This is a genomic window from Dyella sp. SG562 (genome assembly GCF_011759495.1).
Lineage (GTDB): Bacteria > Pseudomonadota > Gammaproteobacteria > Xanthomonadales > Rhodanobacteraceae > Dyella_D > Dyella_D marensis.
In genome coordinates this window covers 87,902-101,098 of the sequence record NZ_JAAOYS010000012.1, presented here as the reverse complement: position 1 = coordinate 101,098, position 13,197 = coordinate 87,902, and the positions used below count along the sequence as shown (strand labels likewise).

Annotated in this window: 14 protein-coding genes, 1 tRNA gene and 1 other RNA gene; 6 read left to right on the top strand and 10 right to left on the bottom strand. The window is 70.2% G+C overall.

Annotation, left to right across the window (positions count from 1 at the left end):
* Nucleotides 1-31: 31 nt before the first annotated feature.
* Genes FHW84_RS19175 through FHW84_RS19160 form a run of 4 tightly spaced genes read left to right on the top strand, consistent with a single transcriptional unit; the run spans nt 32 to nt 4,591 of the window.
* Nucleotides 32-973 carry a MoxR family ATPase gene (locus FHW84_RS19175; protein WP_167257586.1) on the top strand — a complete coding sequence of 314 codons (942 nt, stop codon included), beginning with the start codon at nt 32-34 and terminating at the stop codon, nt 971-973.
* 11 nt (nt 974-984) lie between these two features.
* A complete protein-coding gene (locus FHW84_RS19170) occupies nt 985-1,941 on the top strand; it encodes a DUF58 domain-containing protein (protein WP_167257632.1) in 957 nt (318 codons plus the stop codon).
* Nucleotides 1,938-3,944, top strand: coding sequence for a DUF3488 and transglutaminase-like domain-containing protein (locus FHW84_RS19165; protein WP_167257585.1), 2,007 nt, complete (start codon nt 1,938-1,940; stop codon nt 3,942-3,944). The genes FHW84_RS19170 and FHW84_RS19165 overlap by 4 nt, the downstream gene beginning before the upstream one ends.
* Nucleotides 3,945-4,003: 59 nt before the next feature.
* Nucleotides 4,004-4,591, top strand: coding sequence for a Slp/YeaY family lipoprotein (locus FHW84_RS19160; protein ID WP_167257584.1), 588 nt, complete (start codon nt 4,004-4,006; stop codon nt 4,589-4,591).
* Between the two features lie 67 nt (nt 4,592-4,658).
* Here the strand turns inward: FHW84_RS19160 and FHW84_RS19155 are convergent, their stop codons facing one another.
* The 8 genes from FHW84_RS19155 to FHW84_RS19120 form a co-directional block, all read right to left on the bottom strand.
* Nucleotides 4,659-5,003, bottom strand: coding sequence for a histidine triad nucleotide-binding protein (locus FHW84_RS19155; protein WP_167257583.1), 345 nt, complete (start codon nt 5,001-5,003; stop codon nt 4,659-4,661).
* Nucleotides 5,004-5,028: 25 nt separating this feature from the next.
* A complete protein-coding gene (gene recR / locus FHW84_RS19150) occupies nt 5,029-5,622 on the bottom strand; it encodes a recombination mediator RecR (protein ID WP_167257582.1) in 594 nt (197 codons plus the stop codon).
* Nucleotides 5,623-5,627: 5 nt separating this feature from the next.
* Nucleotides 5,628-5,951 (bottom strand): YbaB/EbfC family nucleoid-associated protein, encoded by a 324-nt coding sequence (locus FHW84_RS19145; RefSeq protein ID WP_167257581.1) that lies wholly within the window; start codon nt 5,949-5,951, stop codon nt 5,628-5,630.
* Between the two features lie 27 nt (nt 5,952-5,978).
* The gene (gene dnaX / locus FHW84_RS19140; RefSeq protein ID WP_167257580.1) at nt 5,979-7,661 is read right to left on the bottom strand and encodes a DNA polymerase III subunit gamma/tau; all 1,683 of its coding nucleotides are present in this window, start codon (nt 7,659-7,661) and stop codon (nt 5,979-5,981) included.
* A gap of 200 nt (nt 7,662-7,861) precedes the next feature.
* Nucleotides 7,862-7,958, bottom strand: an RNA gene (ffs, locus tag FHW84_RS19135) — signal recognition particle sRNA small type.
* A 73-nt stretch (nt 7,959-8,031) separates the two neighbouring features.
* A tRNA-Ser gene (locus FHW84_RS19130) sits at nt 8,032-8,124 on the bottom strand.
* Nucleotides 8,125-8,221: 97 nt separating this feature from the next.
* Nucleotides 8,222-8,980, bottom strand: a complete 759-nt coding sequence (locus FHW84_RS19125) for an MBL fold metallo-hydrolase (protein WP_167257579.1) — start codon at nt 8,978-8,980, stop codon at nt 8,222-8,224.
* A gap of 31 nt (nt 8,981-9,011) precedes the next feature.
* The gene (locus tag FHW84_RS19120; RefSeq protein WP_167257578.1) at nt 9,012-9,758 is read right to left on the bottom strand and encodes a 3-deoxy-D-manno-octulosonic acid kinase; all 747 of its coding nucleotides are present in this window, start codon (nt 9,756-9,758) and stop codon (nt 9,012-9,014) included.
* Between the two features lie 47 nt (nt 9,759-9,805).
* On the opposite strand from FHW84_RS19120, the gene FHW84_RS19115 reads away from it, so the two are divergent.
* The gene (locus FHW84_RS19115; RefSeq protein WP_167257577.1) at nt 9,806-10,846 is read left to right on the top strand and encodes a glycosyltransferase family 9 protein; all 1,041 of its coding nucleotides are present in this window, start codon (nt 9,806-9,808) and stop codon (nt 10,844-10,846) included.
* Nucleotides 10,847-11,017: 171 nt separating this feature from the next.
* On the opposite strand, the gene FHW84_RS19110 is transcribed toward FHW84_RS19115, so the two are convergent.
* Nucleotides 11,018-11,416, bottom strand: coding sequence for a DUF6165 family protein (locus tag FHW84_RS19110; protein WP_167257576.1), 399 nt, complete (start codon nt 11,414-11,416; stop codon nt 11,018-11,020).
* A 133-nt stretch (nt 11,417-11,549) separates the two neighbouring features.
* Here FHW84_RS19110 and FHW84_RS23425 point away from each other — a divergent pair, with 133 nt between their 5' ends.
* Nucleotides 11,550-12,053 carry a glycine zipper 2TM domain-containing protein gene (locus tag FHW84_RS23425; RefSeq protein ID WP_279589784.1) on the top strand — a complete coding sequence of 168 codons (504 nt, stop codon included), beginning with the start codon at nt 11,550-11,552 and terminating at the stop codon, nt 12,051-12,053.
* 153 nt (nt 12,054-12,206) lie between these two features.
* On the opposite strand, the gene lpxK is transcribed toward FHW84_RS23425, so the two are convergent.
* Nucleotides 12,207-13,190, bottom strand: a complete 984-nt coding sequence (lpxK, locus tag FHW84_RS19100; RefSeq protein WP_167257575.1) for a tetraacyldisaccharide 4'-kinase — start codon at nt 13,188-13,190, stop codon at nt 12,207-12,209.
* Between the last annotated feature and the right edge of the window lie 7 nt (nt 13,191-13,197).

Below are 13,197 nucleotides of genomic sequence, written 5' to 3'. Positions count from 1 at the left end.
CCTGCCCCATCTCATCCCTCTGCGCGTTGCCATGTCCGCGATCACTCCACTCCACGATGACGCCCTGCACTCCCGCCTCGACGCCGCCATGGCGCAGGTCAACCAGGTGCTGCTCGGCAAGCCGCGCCAGGTCAAGCTGGCTTTCACCTGCCTGATCGCCGGCGGCCACCTGCTGCTGGAAGACGTGCCGGGCGTGGGCAAAACCACCCTCGCGCATGCGCTCGCCGCAAGTTTTGCGCTGGACTTCCAGCGCGTGCAGTTCACCAGCGACCTGTTGCCGTCGGACATTATCGGGGTGAGCGTCTACGAGCGCGAGACCGGCCAGTTCCGTTTCCACCCCGGCCCGATCTTCACCGGCCTGCTGCTGGCCGACGAGATCAACCGCGCCACGCCGAAGACGCAGAGCGCGCTGCTCGAGGCGATGGCCGAGGGCCAGGTCACCGTGGACGGCCAGACGCACACCTTGCCGCAGCCGTTCTTCGTGGTGGCCACGCAGAATCCGCTGGACCTGGCCGGCACCTTCCCGCTGCCGGATTCGCAGCTGGACCGCTTCATGCTGCGCGTCTCGCTGGACTATCCCGACGCCGCCGCCGAACGCGCCCTGCTCACCGGCAGCGACCGCCGCGACCTGCTGGCCCAGCTCAGCCCCAAGCTGGACGGCCCCGCGCTGTCCACCCTGCATCGCCAGGCGCAGGCGATCACCGCCAGCCCGGCCCTGCTCGACTACCTGCAGGCGCTGCTGGCCGCCAGCCGCCGCCATGCGGAAATCCGCGTGGGCCTGTCGCCGCGCGCCGGCCTGGCCCTGCTCAATGCCTCGCGCACCTGGGCCATGCTGTCCGGCCGCGGGCACGTGCTGCCGGAAGACATCCAGGCACTGTTCGTGCCGCTGGCCGGCCACCGCCTGGTACCCGCCCGCGGCGCCAACGGCGACGCGCTCGCGCGCCAGCTGCTTGCCGAGGTGGCGGTGGATTGATGGCCATGGGCGTGGCCGACACCTACCGCCGCTTTCAGCAATGGGCCGAGCGCCGGCTGCCGGCGCTCACCCGCTACCGCCGTCCGGAAAGCCTGCCGGTCGAACTGCACCGGCGCCGCATCTATATCGTGCCCAGCGGGCTGGGCGCGGCGTTCGGCGTGCTGCTGATGATCATGCTGGCCGGCGCGCTCAACTACGCCAACAACGCCGCCCTGCTGCTCACCTGCATGCTGGCCGCGGCGTGCACGGCGAGCATGCTGGTGGCATTCCGCGCGCTCGACGGCCTGCGCCTCACCGCGATCCAGGCCGGCCACGCCACCGCCGGCGAAGCGCTGACCCTGCAATTGCACGTGGATGCCGGCGTGCGCGCGCGCCAGGCGATCCGCGTGGAAATGGACGGCCGGATGCAGGCCTTCGCGGTCCGTGCGCATCAGCAGCTGCCGGTGGAGATCGCGCTGCAGACCGACCGCCGCGGCTGGCAGCAGCTGCCGCGCATCCAGCTGTGGACCAGCTGGCCGCTCGGCCTGTTCCGAGCGTGGAGCTGGCTGTATCCGGACATGTCGGTGCTGGTATGGCCGCGCCCGGAAGCGGAAGGACCGCCGCCGCGCTCGCCCACCGACGACCCCACCCATCAGCGGCTGCATCACGGCGACGACCTCGCCGCGCTGCGCGACTACCGCGCGGGCGATTCGCAGCGGCGCATCGCCTGGAAAGCCAGCGCGCGGCACGAAGGCCTGCTGGTGAAGGATTTCGAGCAGCCGCGCCCGCGCCTGGAATGGCGGCTGGACTGGCGCGACCTGAAGCACCTGGACAGCGAATCGCGCATCTCCCGCCTGGCCCGCTGGCTGGGCGAGGCCGAGGCCCGCGGCGTGCCGTCCAGCCTGTGGCTGCCCGGCGAGGAGATCGGCCATGGCGCCGGCCCCGCGCATTACGCGCGCTGCATGAATGCGCTGGCGAAGCTGCCATGAGCCCGGCATCGAACAACGCGGAAGCGAAAACGTTCGGCCTGTTCCGCCGCAAGCGCGACGAAGCGCCGCTCGATACGCGCGTCTTCGACCTGCTCTGCCTCACCGCCGCGGTGGTGCTGGTGCTGCACGCCATCCATCTGCCGCCCTGGCTGGATGCCGCCCTGATGGCGGTGCTGGCGCTGCGCTGGTGGCAGCGCCGCCGCAAGCCGGGGCGCGCGCCGGCCTATCTGAAGCTGCCGCTGGTGGTAATGCTCGCGGCCACGGTGATCTTCCACTACGGCAACATCTTCGGACGCGAGCCCGGCTCCGCCCTGGCCGTAGGCCTGCTGGTGCTGAAGCTGCTGGAGACCGAGACGGCGCGCGACGCCAAGGTCGCCGTGGCCTTCGCCTGCTTCACCTTGATGGCCGCGCTGCTGTCGGACCAGGGCATGGTCGCCACCTTCGTGGTGGCGCTGGGCCTGCTGCCGGCGGTCGCCAGCCTGCGCGCGCTGCAGCCGGCGCGCCTGCCCACCAGCCTGCCGCGCGAACTGCTGCCGGCGCTGGGCCTGCTCGCCGCGGCACTGCCGCTGTCGCTGCTGGCCTTCGTGCTGGTGCCGCGGCTGGAATCGCCGCTGTGGGGCGCGCCGCCGTCGGGGCAGGCGCGCACGGGCTTGAGCGATGGGATGTCCCCGGGCGATTTCGTCGACTTGCTTACCGACGACCGCCCCGCCCTGCGCGCCAGCTTCGACCAGGGCGTGCCCGCACCGGAGCAGCGCTATTTCCGCGCCTATGTGATGTGGCATTACGACGGCCGCCGCTGGAACAGCGTGCCGAGCGGCCGTGCGCCGGTGCCGGTGGAAGCCATCGACAGCATCGGCTACCGCATCGCGCTGGAACCGACCAGCCAGCGCGTGCTGCCGGCGCTGGACGTGCCGTTGGAAGCACCGCCGAATGCCACCCTGGGCAGCGACCACGACATCACCAGCAGCAAGCCGGTGCAGGATCCGCTTACCTACGAACTGCGCTCGGCCGTGCGCTACCGCCTGCAGCCGGAGCTGGACGACTTTGCGCGGCGTCGCGCGCTGCAGCTGCCCGAGGGTTTCAATCCGCGCGCGCTGGCGCTGGCGGCGCAGTGGAAGCAGGCCTACGGCACCCGCGATGCGGCCATCGTGGCCGCGGCGCTGTCGCTGTTCCACGACGGCGGCTTCAGCTACACCCTGGCGCCCGCGCCGCTGGGCCGCGACGCGGTGGACGATTTCCTGTTCGGCACCCACGAAGGATTCTGCGAACACTACGCCTCGGCCTTCACCGTGCTGATGCGCGCCGCCGGCGTGCCGGCGCGCGTGGTCACCGGCTACCAGGGCGGCTACTGGAACAAGCTCGGCCAGTACCTGCTGGTGCGCCAGTCCGACGCGCATGCCTGGAGCGAGGTATGGCTGGACGGCCGCGGCTGGGTGCGCATCGACCCCACCGCCGCGGTGCGGCCGGAGCGGGTCAGCCTGGGCGCCGCGGCGGCAGCCGCCGCCGCGGGCCAGTCCGAATGGCAGGGCGCGGCCTGGCTGCGCGACCTGCGCAACCGCTGGGACGTCGTCAACCATTGGTGGAGCGAAGGCGTTATCGGCTTCGACGCACTCAGGCAACGCGGGCTCCTCACGCCATTCGGCGTCCGCAACACGGATACGATGACCCTGAGCGTGCTGCTGGCGGCCAGCAGCGTGGCGTTCGCCCTGCTCGGCCTGGCCTGGGCCCTGTGGCGGCGGCGCGACGAAGACCCCCTGCGGGCCGCGCTGCGCACGCTGGAGCGCAAGCTGGCCTCGGCCGGCGTGGCGCGCAGGAGCAGCGAGGGCCCGCAGCATTACCTGCAGCGCGCGGCCCGGGCCCTGCCCGGCCAGCGCGCGCAGCTGGACCAACTGATGAGGAGCTACCTCGACCTGCGCTATGCCCATCAAACCCCGCCGCCCGATCCCCTGCGACGGTTCCGCCGGGCGGTGCGGGAATTCAGACCCCGACACGTGGTCAAATGAACCGAACGACTGAATGTTTCGGATCACGGAAGATCCGCCCGATCATGGAGAAAGCGGTCATGTCCACCTACAAGTTCCTCGCTACCGCAGCCGTGACGGCTACGCTGGCGGCCTGCGCAACCATCCCCCAGCCGTTGCAGGGCACCTATACCGAAATCACCACGGCCCAGGCGCAGCAAGGCGGCGCCGGCGGCAGCAAGGTCCGCTGGGGCGGCGAGATCATCAAGACCGAACCCGGCCCGCAGGAAACCTGCTTCTTCCTGCTCTCGCGTCCGCTGGACAGCGAAGCCCGGCCGAAGATGGCCACCGACAACGACAGCCAGGGCCGCTTCGTGGCCTGCCGTTCGGGCTTCTACGATCCGGAAGTGTTCTCGCGCGGCCGCGAGCTCACCGTCACCGGCACCCTGCACGGCACCGTGTCGCAGAAGGTGGGCGAGTACGACTACGCCTATCCGCGCGTCGAGGCCGACGTGGTCTACCTGTGGCCCAAGCGCGTCGCCGTGCGCTACCCGCCGGGCTACTACGACCCGTTCTGGGGTCCGGGCTTCGGTCCGTACTGGGGCCCGGGCTGGGGTCCGTGGGGCGACCCGTTCTGGTACCAGCCGCGGGTGATCGTGGTGCCGCGCGCGGTGCCGCGGGGCAAGTAAGCCAGACGTCCAAAACAAAAAAAGCCGGCCCCAGGGCCGGCTTTTTTTATGCCTCGTCGCGCGCGGCTCAGCCCGGCGGCCAATGCATGCGCCGTCCCGCCAGCAGATGCACATGCAGATGAAACACCGTCTGCCCGCCGTGCTCGTTGCAATTGATCACCGTGCGGTAGCCGTCCTTCGCCAGGCCCTGCTCGCGCGCATACGCGGCCGCGGCGAGCAGCAGCTTGCCCAGCAGTTCGGCGTCGCCGGGCTGGGCTTCGTCCAGCGAGGCGATCGCGCGCTTGGGCACGAACAGCACGTGCACCGGCGCCTGCGGGTTGAGGTCGCGGAAAGCCAGCACGTCCTCGTCTTCGTAGACGATGTCGGCGGGGATCTCGCGCCGGATGATCTTTCCGAAAATCGTATCGGCCATGCTCAGGCTTCCTTCTGTGATGGTTTCAGCCCAGCGTCTGGCGGCTGCCGAAGGCATGCGCCAGGGTGCTGCGGTCGACGTATTCCAGCTCGCCGCCCAGCGGCACGCCGTGCGCCAGCCGCGTCGGCTTGACCTTGGCCGCGCGCGCCAGCTGCGCCAGGTAATGCGCGGTGGCTTCGCCTTCCACGGTGGGATTGGTGGCGATCACCATTTCCTCGATCTCGCCTTCGGCCAGCCGTTCGGTGAGCAGGTCCAGGCCCAGTTCTTCCGGACCCAGCCCGTCCAGCGGCGACAGCCGGCCCAGCAGCACGAAGTACTGGCCGCGGTAGCCGGTGGCCTGTTCTATCGCCGCCAGCTCGGTGGGCGACTCCACCACGCACAGCACCTGCCGGTCGCGGCTGCTGCTGGCGCAGAGGGAGCACACCGGCTCCTCGCTGAAATTGCGGCAGCGCGTGCAGTTGCCGATGCGCTGCATGGCCTGCTCCAGCACCTGGGCCAGGCGCAGGCCGCGCTCGCGTTCGCGCTCCAGCAGATGGAAGGCCATGCGCTGGGCGCTCTTGCCGCCTACGCCGGGCAGGCAGCGCAGGGCTTCGATCAAATCGGTGAGGAGTTTGCTCACGTGGCTTAGAACGGCAGCTTGAAACCGGGCGGCAGGTTCATGCCGGAGGTGACGCCGCCGAGCTTGTTCTTGCTGGCCTCGCCCACTTTGTTGACGGCGTCGTTGATCGCCGCGGCGACCAGGTCCTCGGCCATCTCGGGGTCGTCCGCGAACAGCTTGCGGTCGATCTGCACGCGGCGCACTTCATGCGCGCCGCTCATCACCACGGTGACCAGGCCGCCGCCGGAACTGCCGGTGACTTCCAGCTTGGCGATCTCTTCCTGCGCGCGCTTCATTTCTTCCTGCATGCGCTGCGCCTGCTGCATCAGCTGGCCGATCTGTCCTCTCATGACGCGTACTCCGAAGGCTTAGGTGTATCAGGGTTCAAACGGCTTGACCGACTGCGGCAGCACGCGCGCGCCGAATTCCTTGCGCAGCGACTGCACCAGCGGGTCTTCTTCGATCGATTGTTCGGCGGCCGACTGCGCGGCAGAGCGCGCATGGGCCGCGCGCGCGGCGGGCGTTTCGGCGCCGCTGGAGCGGTCGTCGACGAAGCGCAGGCGGATGCGTTCGCCCAGCGCCTGGCTGATGCGCTCTTCCATCTGGCCGACCATCGGCTCCACCGCCAGGTGCATGTACATCGGCTGCAGCGCCAGCACCAGGGTCGAGCCTTCGCGGTCGCGCAAGGTGGCGTTCTGCGCGAGCTGGCCCATCGGGCCGCGCAGGTTGGCCTGTTCGATCAGGCTGTCCCAATGCGGCAGGCCGCGCGCGTCGAGCGCGGGTGCGGCGCGCGGCGCGGGCGCCGGCACGGCTGCGGGTTCGATGCGCGGCGCGGGTGGTTCGGCGGCGCGCGGCGCCGGGCGTTCCAGCGCAGGCGCGGACATCGGCGGCGCGGAGCGCGCCGGTGCGGGCGCGGCGGCGGGACGCGGCGCGGCAGCGGCCGGACGCTCGGCACGCGCCGGCTCGCCCTCGCCCGCCGGACGGAACGCCAGCATGCGCAGCAGCGCCATCTCGAAGCCGGTGCGCGCATCCGGCGCCAGCGCGAGGTCGCGGCGGCCGCCGATGGCGATCTGGTAGTACAGCTGCACGTCTTCCGGACCCAGCCGCTCCGCCAGCGCGGCGAGCGCGGCTTCGTCGTCGCCGTCGCCTTCGGAGCGGTAGCCCGGCACCAGCTGCAACAGCTGCAGGCGGTGCAGCACGGCGGCGAGATCGTCGAGCACGCCGCCGAAATCCGGCGAGAACGAGGCGATGCGCGCGCATTCGGCCATCAGCTGGTCGCCGTCGCCCGCAGCGAGCGCCTCGAGCACGCTCAGCACCTGGCCGCGCGCGACGCTGCCTAGCATGGCGCGCACGTCGTCCAGCTTGAGCGCGCCGCCGCCGTAGGCGATGGCCTGGTCCAGCAGCGACAGGCCGTCGCGCAGCGAACCGTCGGCGGCGCGGGCCAGCTCGACGATGGCGCCGTCTTCGTAAGCGATGGCTTCGGCGCCGAGGATGTGGCGCATCTGCCCGGAGATCTGTTCCGGCAGCAGGCGCTTGAGATTGAACTTGAGGCAGCGCGACAGCACCGTCACCGGCAGCTTCTGCGGGTCGGTGGTGGCGAGCAGGAACTTCACGTGCGGCGGCGGCTCTTCCAGCGTCTTGAGCAGCGCGTTGAAGGCCGGCTTGGACAGCATGTGCACCTCGTCCACCAGGTACACCTTGAAGCGTCCGCGCGCCGGCGCGTACTGCGCGTTCTCGATCACTTCGCGCACGTCGTCTACGCCGGTGTTGCTGGCCGCGTCGATCTCCAGCAGGTCGACGAAGCGGCCGGCGTCCACCGCGGTGCACACCGCGCACTCGCCGCAGGGATCGGCCGACTCGCCGCGCTCGCAGTTGAGCGACTTGGCGAAGATGCGCGCGATGGTGGTCTTGCCCACGCCGCGCGTGCCGGTGAACAGGTAGGCGTGGTGCATGCGGCCGGTATCGAGCGCATTGGTGAGCGCGCGCACGACATGCTCCTGCCCGACCAGTTCGGCGAACTTGCGGGGGCGCCATTTGCGCGCGAGTACCTGATAGGACATGCGTTGGAAACCTGCTGGACGCCGGGCTGGCGCGGCCCTTTGGAGCTGCGCAGCGAGGACGGGAATGAAGTGGCGGGATACTAACTTGGGGCGACGTCCGATTGTGCCAAGTCGCCTACGGCAAGTCAGCACGGTCGCTTGCGGCAAGTCGGTACGGGAGGCGGCGCGAACGCGCGTGGCGGAGCCCGAAAAGGCGGCGACCCCGCCAGCCACACCCCGGCACCCGAATCATTCGCTACCGTTGCTCCCTTCCGGGCCTGGCGGGATTTACGAACTATCGTCGCGGGGGGACCGACGGGGTCACCATAGACGGTGGGCTGGTCGCCCTGGTCGACGGTTGCGCCAGGCGCGGACCGTCATGCGATTTCACTGGCGGAGAGGGCGGGATTCGAACCCGCGATACGGGGATAAGCCGTATACACACTTTCCAGGCGTGCTCCTTCAACCACTCGGACACCTCTCCGCGATGGTGAAATCGCCTTGCCGGGCATTCCAGCCCGGCAAAGAGGGGAAATCATAGCGGCAGGCCCCGATCCAGACAAGCCGCCCCAAGCGCTGCCTCAACCGGCATCCGGCCGTGGCGCAGCCGGCGGCGGCAGCGCGATCCGCTCGCCGGCGGCGGCGATGGCATAGCCGCGGGCGGCCAGCGCCGCACCGTCGGCGGCGCTGCCGTAGTGGTACAGGCGCAGGCGGCCGCGCAGGGCCTGCGGGTATTCGCGCTCGATATCGTCGATGCCGGTATGCGAGGGATTGCCGACCAGGCCGCAGTCGTGCGCCACCAGCTCGGTGCCGGCCGCGTAGCGCGCCAGCATCTCCGGCACCGGCCGCGTGTCGCCGGTATAGGCGAAGCTGCCGCCCAGGGCGAGGCCGAACGAGGTCTGCGGCAGGTGGTGGCGGGTGGGAAATACGTCGAACCACTGCCCGTCCAGCCAGAAACCGCGATGGCAGGGAATCAGCTGGAACGCCTCCCAGAAATTCACCCCGCCCTCGGCCAGCACGCCGGGATAGTCCGCCACCCGCGCCTGCAGCCAGCTCATCAGCGCCGCATGCACGAACAGCCTGGTGCGCCCGCGCCGCGCTTCGTCGAACCACAGGCGGAAGAACAGCCGCTCCATGCCGCCGACGTGGTCCATATGCGTGTGCGTGATGAACAGCGCCGGCGGCACGTCGCCGTAGGCGGCCACGTAGCGGTCCAGCGTGTCCGGCCCGCAGTCGATCAGCAGCAGCGGCGCGCCGTCGCGCTCCAGTACCGCGGCGGAAGAGCCCAGCTCCACCGCGTGCGCGGCGCCGACGCCCAGGAAATGCAGGTTCCAGTTCATGCGGCCGCTTCCTCGCGCAGGCAAACCAGGCTCATGGCGCGTCGCCGCCGACGCCGAACGCCGCGGCGTAGCTTTGCGCCAGCGGCTGCCACACGGTCTTCTCAAACACCGCCTCGCTTTCGGCGCCCGCGCCCAGCTTGAGCAGCGAACGGCGCAGGCGCTGCAGGTTGGCCGTGCGCCAGGCTTCGGCCGGCGCACGCCGCTCGCCGCGGTCGAAATCGATCAGGTACAGGCCCGGCTCCGCCACCAGGATGTTGTGCGCGTTGAGATCGGCATGCCACACGCCCGCGCGGTGGAAGCGCGCGATCATGTCGCCGGTGCGCTCGGCCAGGGCGGCGTCGAGGCTGCCCCAGGCCAGGCATTCGGCCAGCGTGCGCGCGGAAGGGACGTGGCGGGTGATCAGATCGGCGGTATAGAACGGGCCGTGGCGCCGGTAGCGCGCGGCGATCGGCTCGGGCACCGGCAGGCCTTCGCGCGCCATCGCGGCGAGCAGGCGGAATTCGGCGAAGCTGCGCGTGCGGTCGGCGCCGGTCCATACATAGCGGTCGCCCAGGAACCGGGCCACCATGCCGCCGCGGCGATAGTGGCGCAGCACGCCCTCGCCCGCCGGCGTGCCGACCAGGGCGACGCCGCCGCGCCCGCCGGTCTGCATGCGCAAGGCGCCCAGTTCGCGCCAGTGGCTAGGCATGAACCAGTCATCGTCGACTTGTGACGAAACCGTGGGGTCGAACAGAATCGCCCCGCCCGCCTTCGTCCGGACCTGCTCTTGCGCCATCATGTGCGACCCGGCACCCCATCCGATAATCATTGATTCTAGCCCACGCCATGCCTGCTCCCACCTCCATCTGCCTGCTGCGCACTTCGGCCATCGGCGACGTCACCCATGTCGTGCCGCTGGTGCACACCTTGCGCAGGGCCTGGCCGCAGGTGGAGCTGACCTGGATCGTCGGCAAGCTGGAGCGCCGCCTGGTCGGCGACCTGCCCGGCGTGGACTTCGTCACCTTCGACAAGGGCGCCGGCTGGGCCGGCATGCGCGCGGTGCATGAGGCCCTGCGCGGCCGCCGCTTCGACGCGCTGCTGCAGATGCAGGTGGCGATGCGCTCCAACCTGCTCAGCCTGGGCATCAAGGCGAAACGCCGCGTGGGCTACGACAAGGCGCGCGCCAAGGACCTGCATGGGCTGGTCATCAACGAGCGCATTCCGGCGCGCACCGGCGAACACGTGCTGGAGGCGATCGGCAGCTTCTGCGAGCCGCTGGGGCTGCAGCAGACCGAGGTTCGCTGGGATATTCCCCTGCCGGAAGAAGCGCTCGCCTGGGCGGCCGAACAGCTGCCGCCGGGCGCGCCGGTGCTGCTGGTCAGCCCCACCTCCAGCCACGCGCTGCGCAACTGGCGCCCGGAGCGCTATGCCGCGGTGATGGACCATGCCGCGCAGCGCGGCTGGCGCGTCATGCTGATCGGCGGCCCCTCGCCGGGCGAGCGCAGCATGGCCGACGCCGTGCTGGCCGCCTGCCGCCTGCCGCATACCGACCTGACCGGCAAGGACACGCTCAAGCGCCTGCTGGCGATGCTGGCGCGCGCCTCGCTGCTGCTCACCCCGGATTCCGGCCCGATGCACATGGCCAATACGGTGGGCTGCAAGGTGCTGGGCCTGCATGCGGCAAGCAACCCGGACCGCTCGGGCCCCTATTCCGACCGCCGCTGGTGCGTGAACAAGTACGACGCGGCCGCGCGCAAATACCTGGGCAAGCCGGCCAGCGAGATTCCCTGGGGCAGCAAGATCGAATACGCGGGCGTGATGGACCTGATCGAGGTCGACGACGTGATCGAGCGGTTCGAGGCTTATGCGGCGACGCTCGGCGCCTGAGGGATAGCGGGCCGGCTTTTTTTGCTCGTCATTCCGGCGCAGGCCGGAATCCAGTAGCGACAAGGCTCGATGGTCGCCAGAACGTTCAAGAGCGGCAGCTTGGAGTCACTCACTCCATGAAGCGCTCCGTCACTGGATTCCGGCCTGCGCCGGAATGACGGCGGTAGGCCGTCAGCCGGCCTTGTAGTCTTTGTACGACTTCTCTTCCACCAGCTGCGAGCCCAGCTTCAGGTTGATCTCGCGCTTCACCGCCGCGCGCTCGTCGTTGCGGAAGTACACCGCGCGCGCCAGCTCGATGAACTCCTGGTCGAAAGCCTGGGCCTTTTCCTTCAGGCGGATGCGGTCTTCGATATCCCACAGCGTTTCGTTGACCGCCAGCAGGCGGGCGCGCTCGTCGCCGATGTCGGTGGCCGCGGCCGGATGGGCGGCCCAGGTGGTATTGAGCTGATCCAGCTCGTTGCGCACGTTGGCCAGCTTGGCCGGGTCGGTCATCTGCTTGGACTTGATCTCCAGGATGGTGATCTTGTCGATCAGCTCACCGTAGGACACCGGGACTAGGATCAGGCTCATGGGAACTCCCTTCGAAAAACAGGCCTGGCACGCGGACGGCGCCGGCAGATTGCACATGATAGAGACAATACCTGGCCGATGGTTCAGCTGATCCGAATAGACTGTGCGGGCCTCACTACACCGGGAGAATCCAATGAACACCAAGCAGCTCCTCATCCTGCCCCTGGCAGCCGCCCTCGCCTTCGCTTCCATGGGCGCCGCCGCGCAGTCCTCCAGCACCAGCCGCCGTCCGGCGGTCGATGCCGCCGGCCAGCTCAACGGCAACGTGCTGATCCGCCGCGACGGCATCTTCCTGCGCTGCACGCAGTGCGGCACGGTCGAGTCGATCGAGCGCACCGTCACCCAGGGCGCCGACCACGGCACCGCCGGCGCGATCATCGGCGCGGTCGCCGGCGGCGTGCTAGGCAACCAGGTCGGCAAGGGCAACGGCCGCAAGGCGGCGACCGTGCTCGGCGCGGTGGGCGGCGGCTTCGCCGGCAACCGCATCGGCCGCGGCGGCAGCAGCGAAAGCTTCACGCTGCGCCTGCGCATGGGCGACGGCGGCTACACCAACGTCACCGTGCCGGACGCCAGCGCGATCCGCGAGGGCGACATCGTGCAGGTGGACCAGGACGGCAACGTGGTGCGCGTGCAGTAAGCGCGGCGCATGCGGTTCGAAGAGCGCGGCCGGTGGCGACACCGGCCGCGTTTTTTTTGCACGACGGTGAAATCGCGCCCGCCCTGCTGTCATTCCGGCGCAGGCCGGAATGACGGCTGAGAGGTATCGCGACCGGTGGATTGCCGTTGCGGATCAGCTGCGACGGGCCGCCACCAGCTTCTCGGCCACCGCATCGAAGAACGCCTGGGGCAGTACGGCCCGCACCGGCACGACCCACGCCTGCGCAGGCGCCAACGCCGCGCATTTCACCGCGTCCTTCTCGGTCATCAGCACCGCAGCGCCGTCGCCGAAATCCAGTTCGCTGGAAACGTAGGCGTGGTGGTCGGGGAAAGGATGCGGCACCACTTCGATGCCGCGCGCGCGCAGGTCGTCGAAGAAGCGTTCGGGGTTGCCGATGCCGGCCACCGCATGCACGCGCTGGCCGCGGAACGCATCCAGCGGCTGAGTGACGCCATCGCGCAAGGCGCGCGCCGTGCCGCCTTCGAGGCGCATCGGCACTTCGCCCGCTTCGGCGCTGCCGCCGTTGCAGACGCGGAAATCCACTTCGCCCAGGCGCGCCAGCGGTTCGCGCAGCGGGCCGGCCGGCAGCAAGCGCCGGTTGCCGAAGCGGCGGGCGCCGTCGATCACGCAGATTTCCACGTCGCGGCGCAGGCGATAGTGCTGCAGGCCGTCGTCGGCAAGAATCGCGTCGCAGCCGGCGTCGATCAAGAGGCGCGCTGCCGCGGGGCGGTCGCGGCCTACCGCCACGGGCGTGCCGGCGGCGTGGATCAGGCAGGGTTCGTCGCCGAAGCGCGCGGGGTCCGGCTTGTCGCCGAGCAGAAGCGGTCCTTGTTCGGTGCCGCCATAACCGCGGCTCACCACACCCGGACGGAAACCGCGCGCGCGCAGCGCTTCGGCCAGCGCGATGGTCAGCGGCGTCTTGCCGGTGCCGCCGACGCTGACGTTGCCGACCACGAGCACCGGTACCGGCAAGCGCACGCTGGACCACAGGCCGCTTCGATAGAGGCGTCGGCGCAGCCGCGTGACGCCGCCGTACAGCCCCGCCAGCGGCGCGGTCCACCACGGCGCCGCGCCCTTGCCGTACCAGGCCGCGGCTAGCGTGTCGGCCAGCGCCACGGCGGCC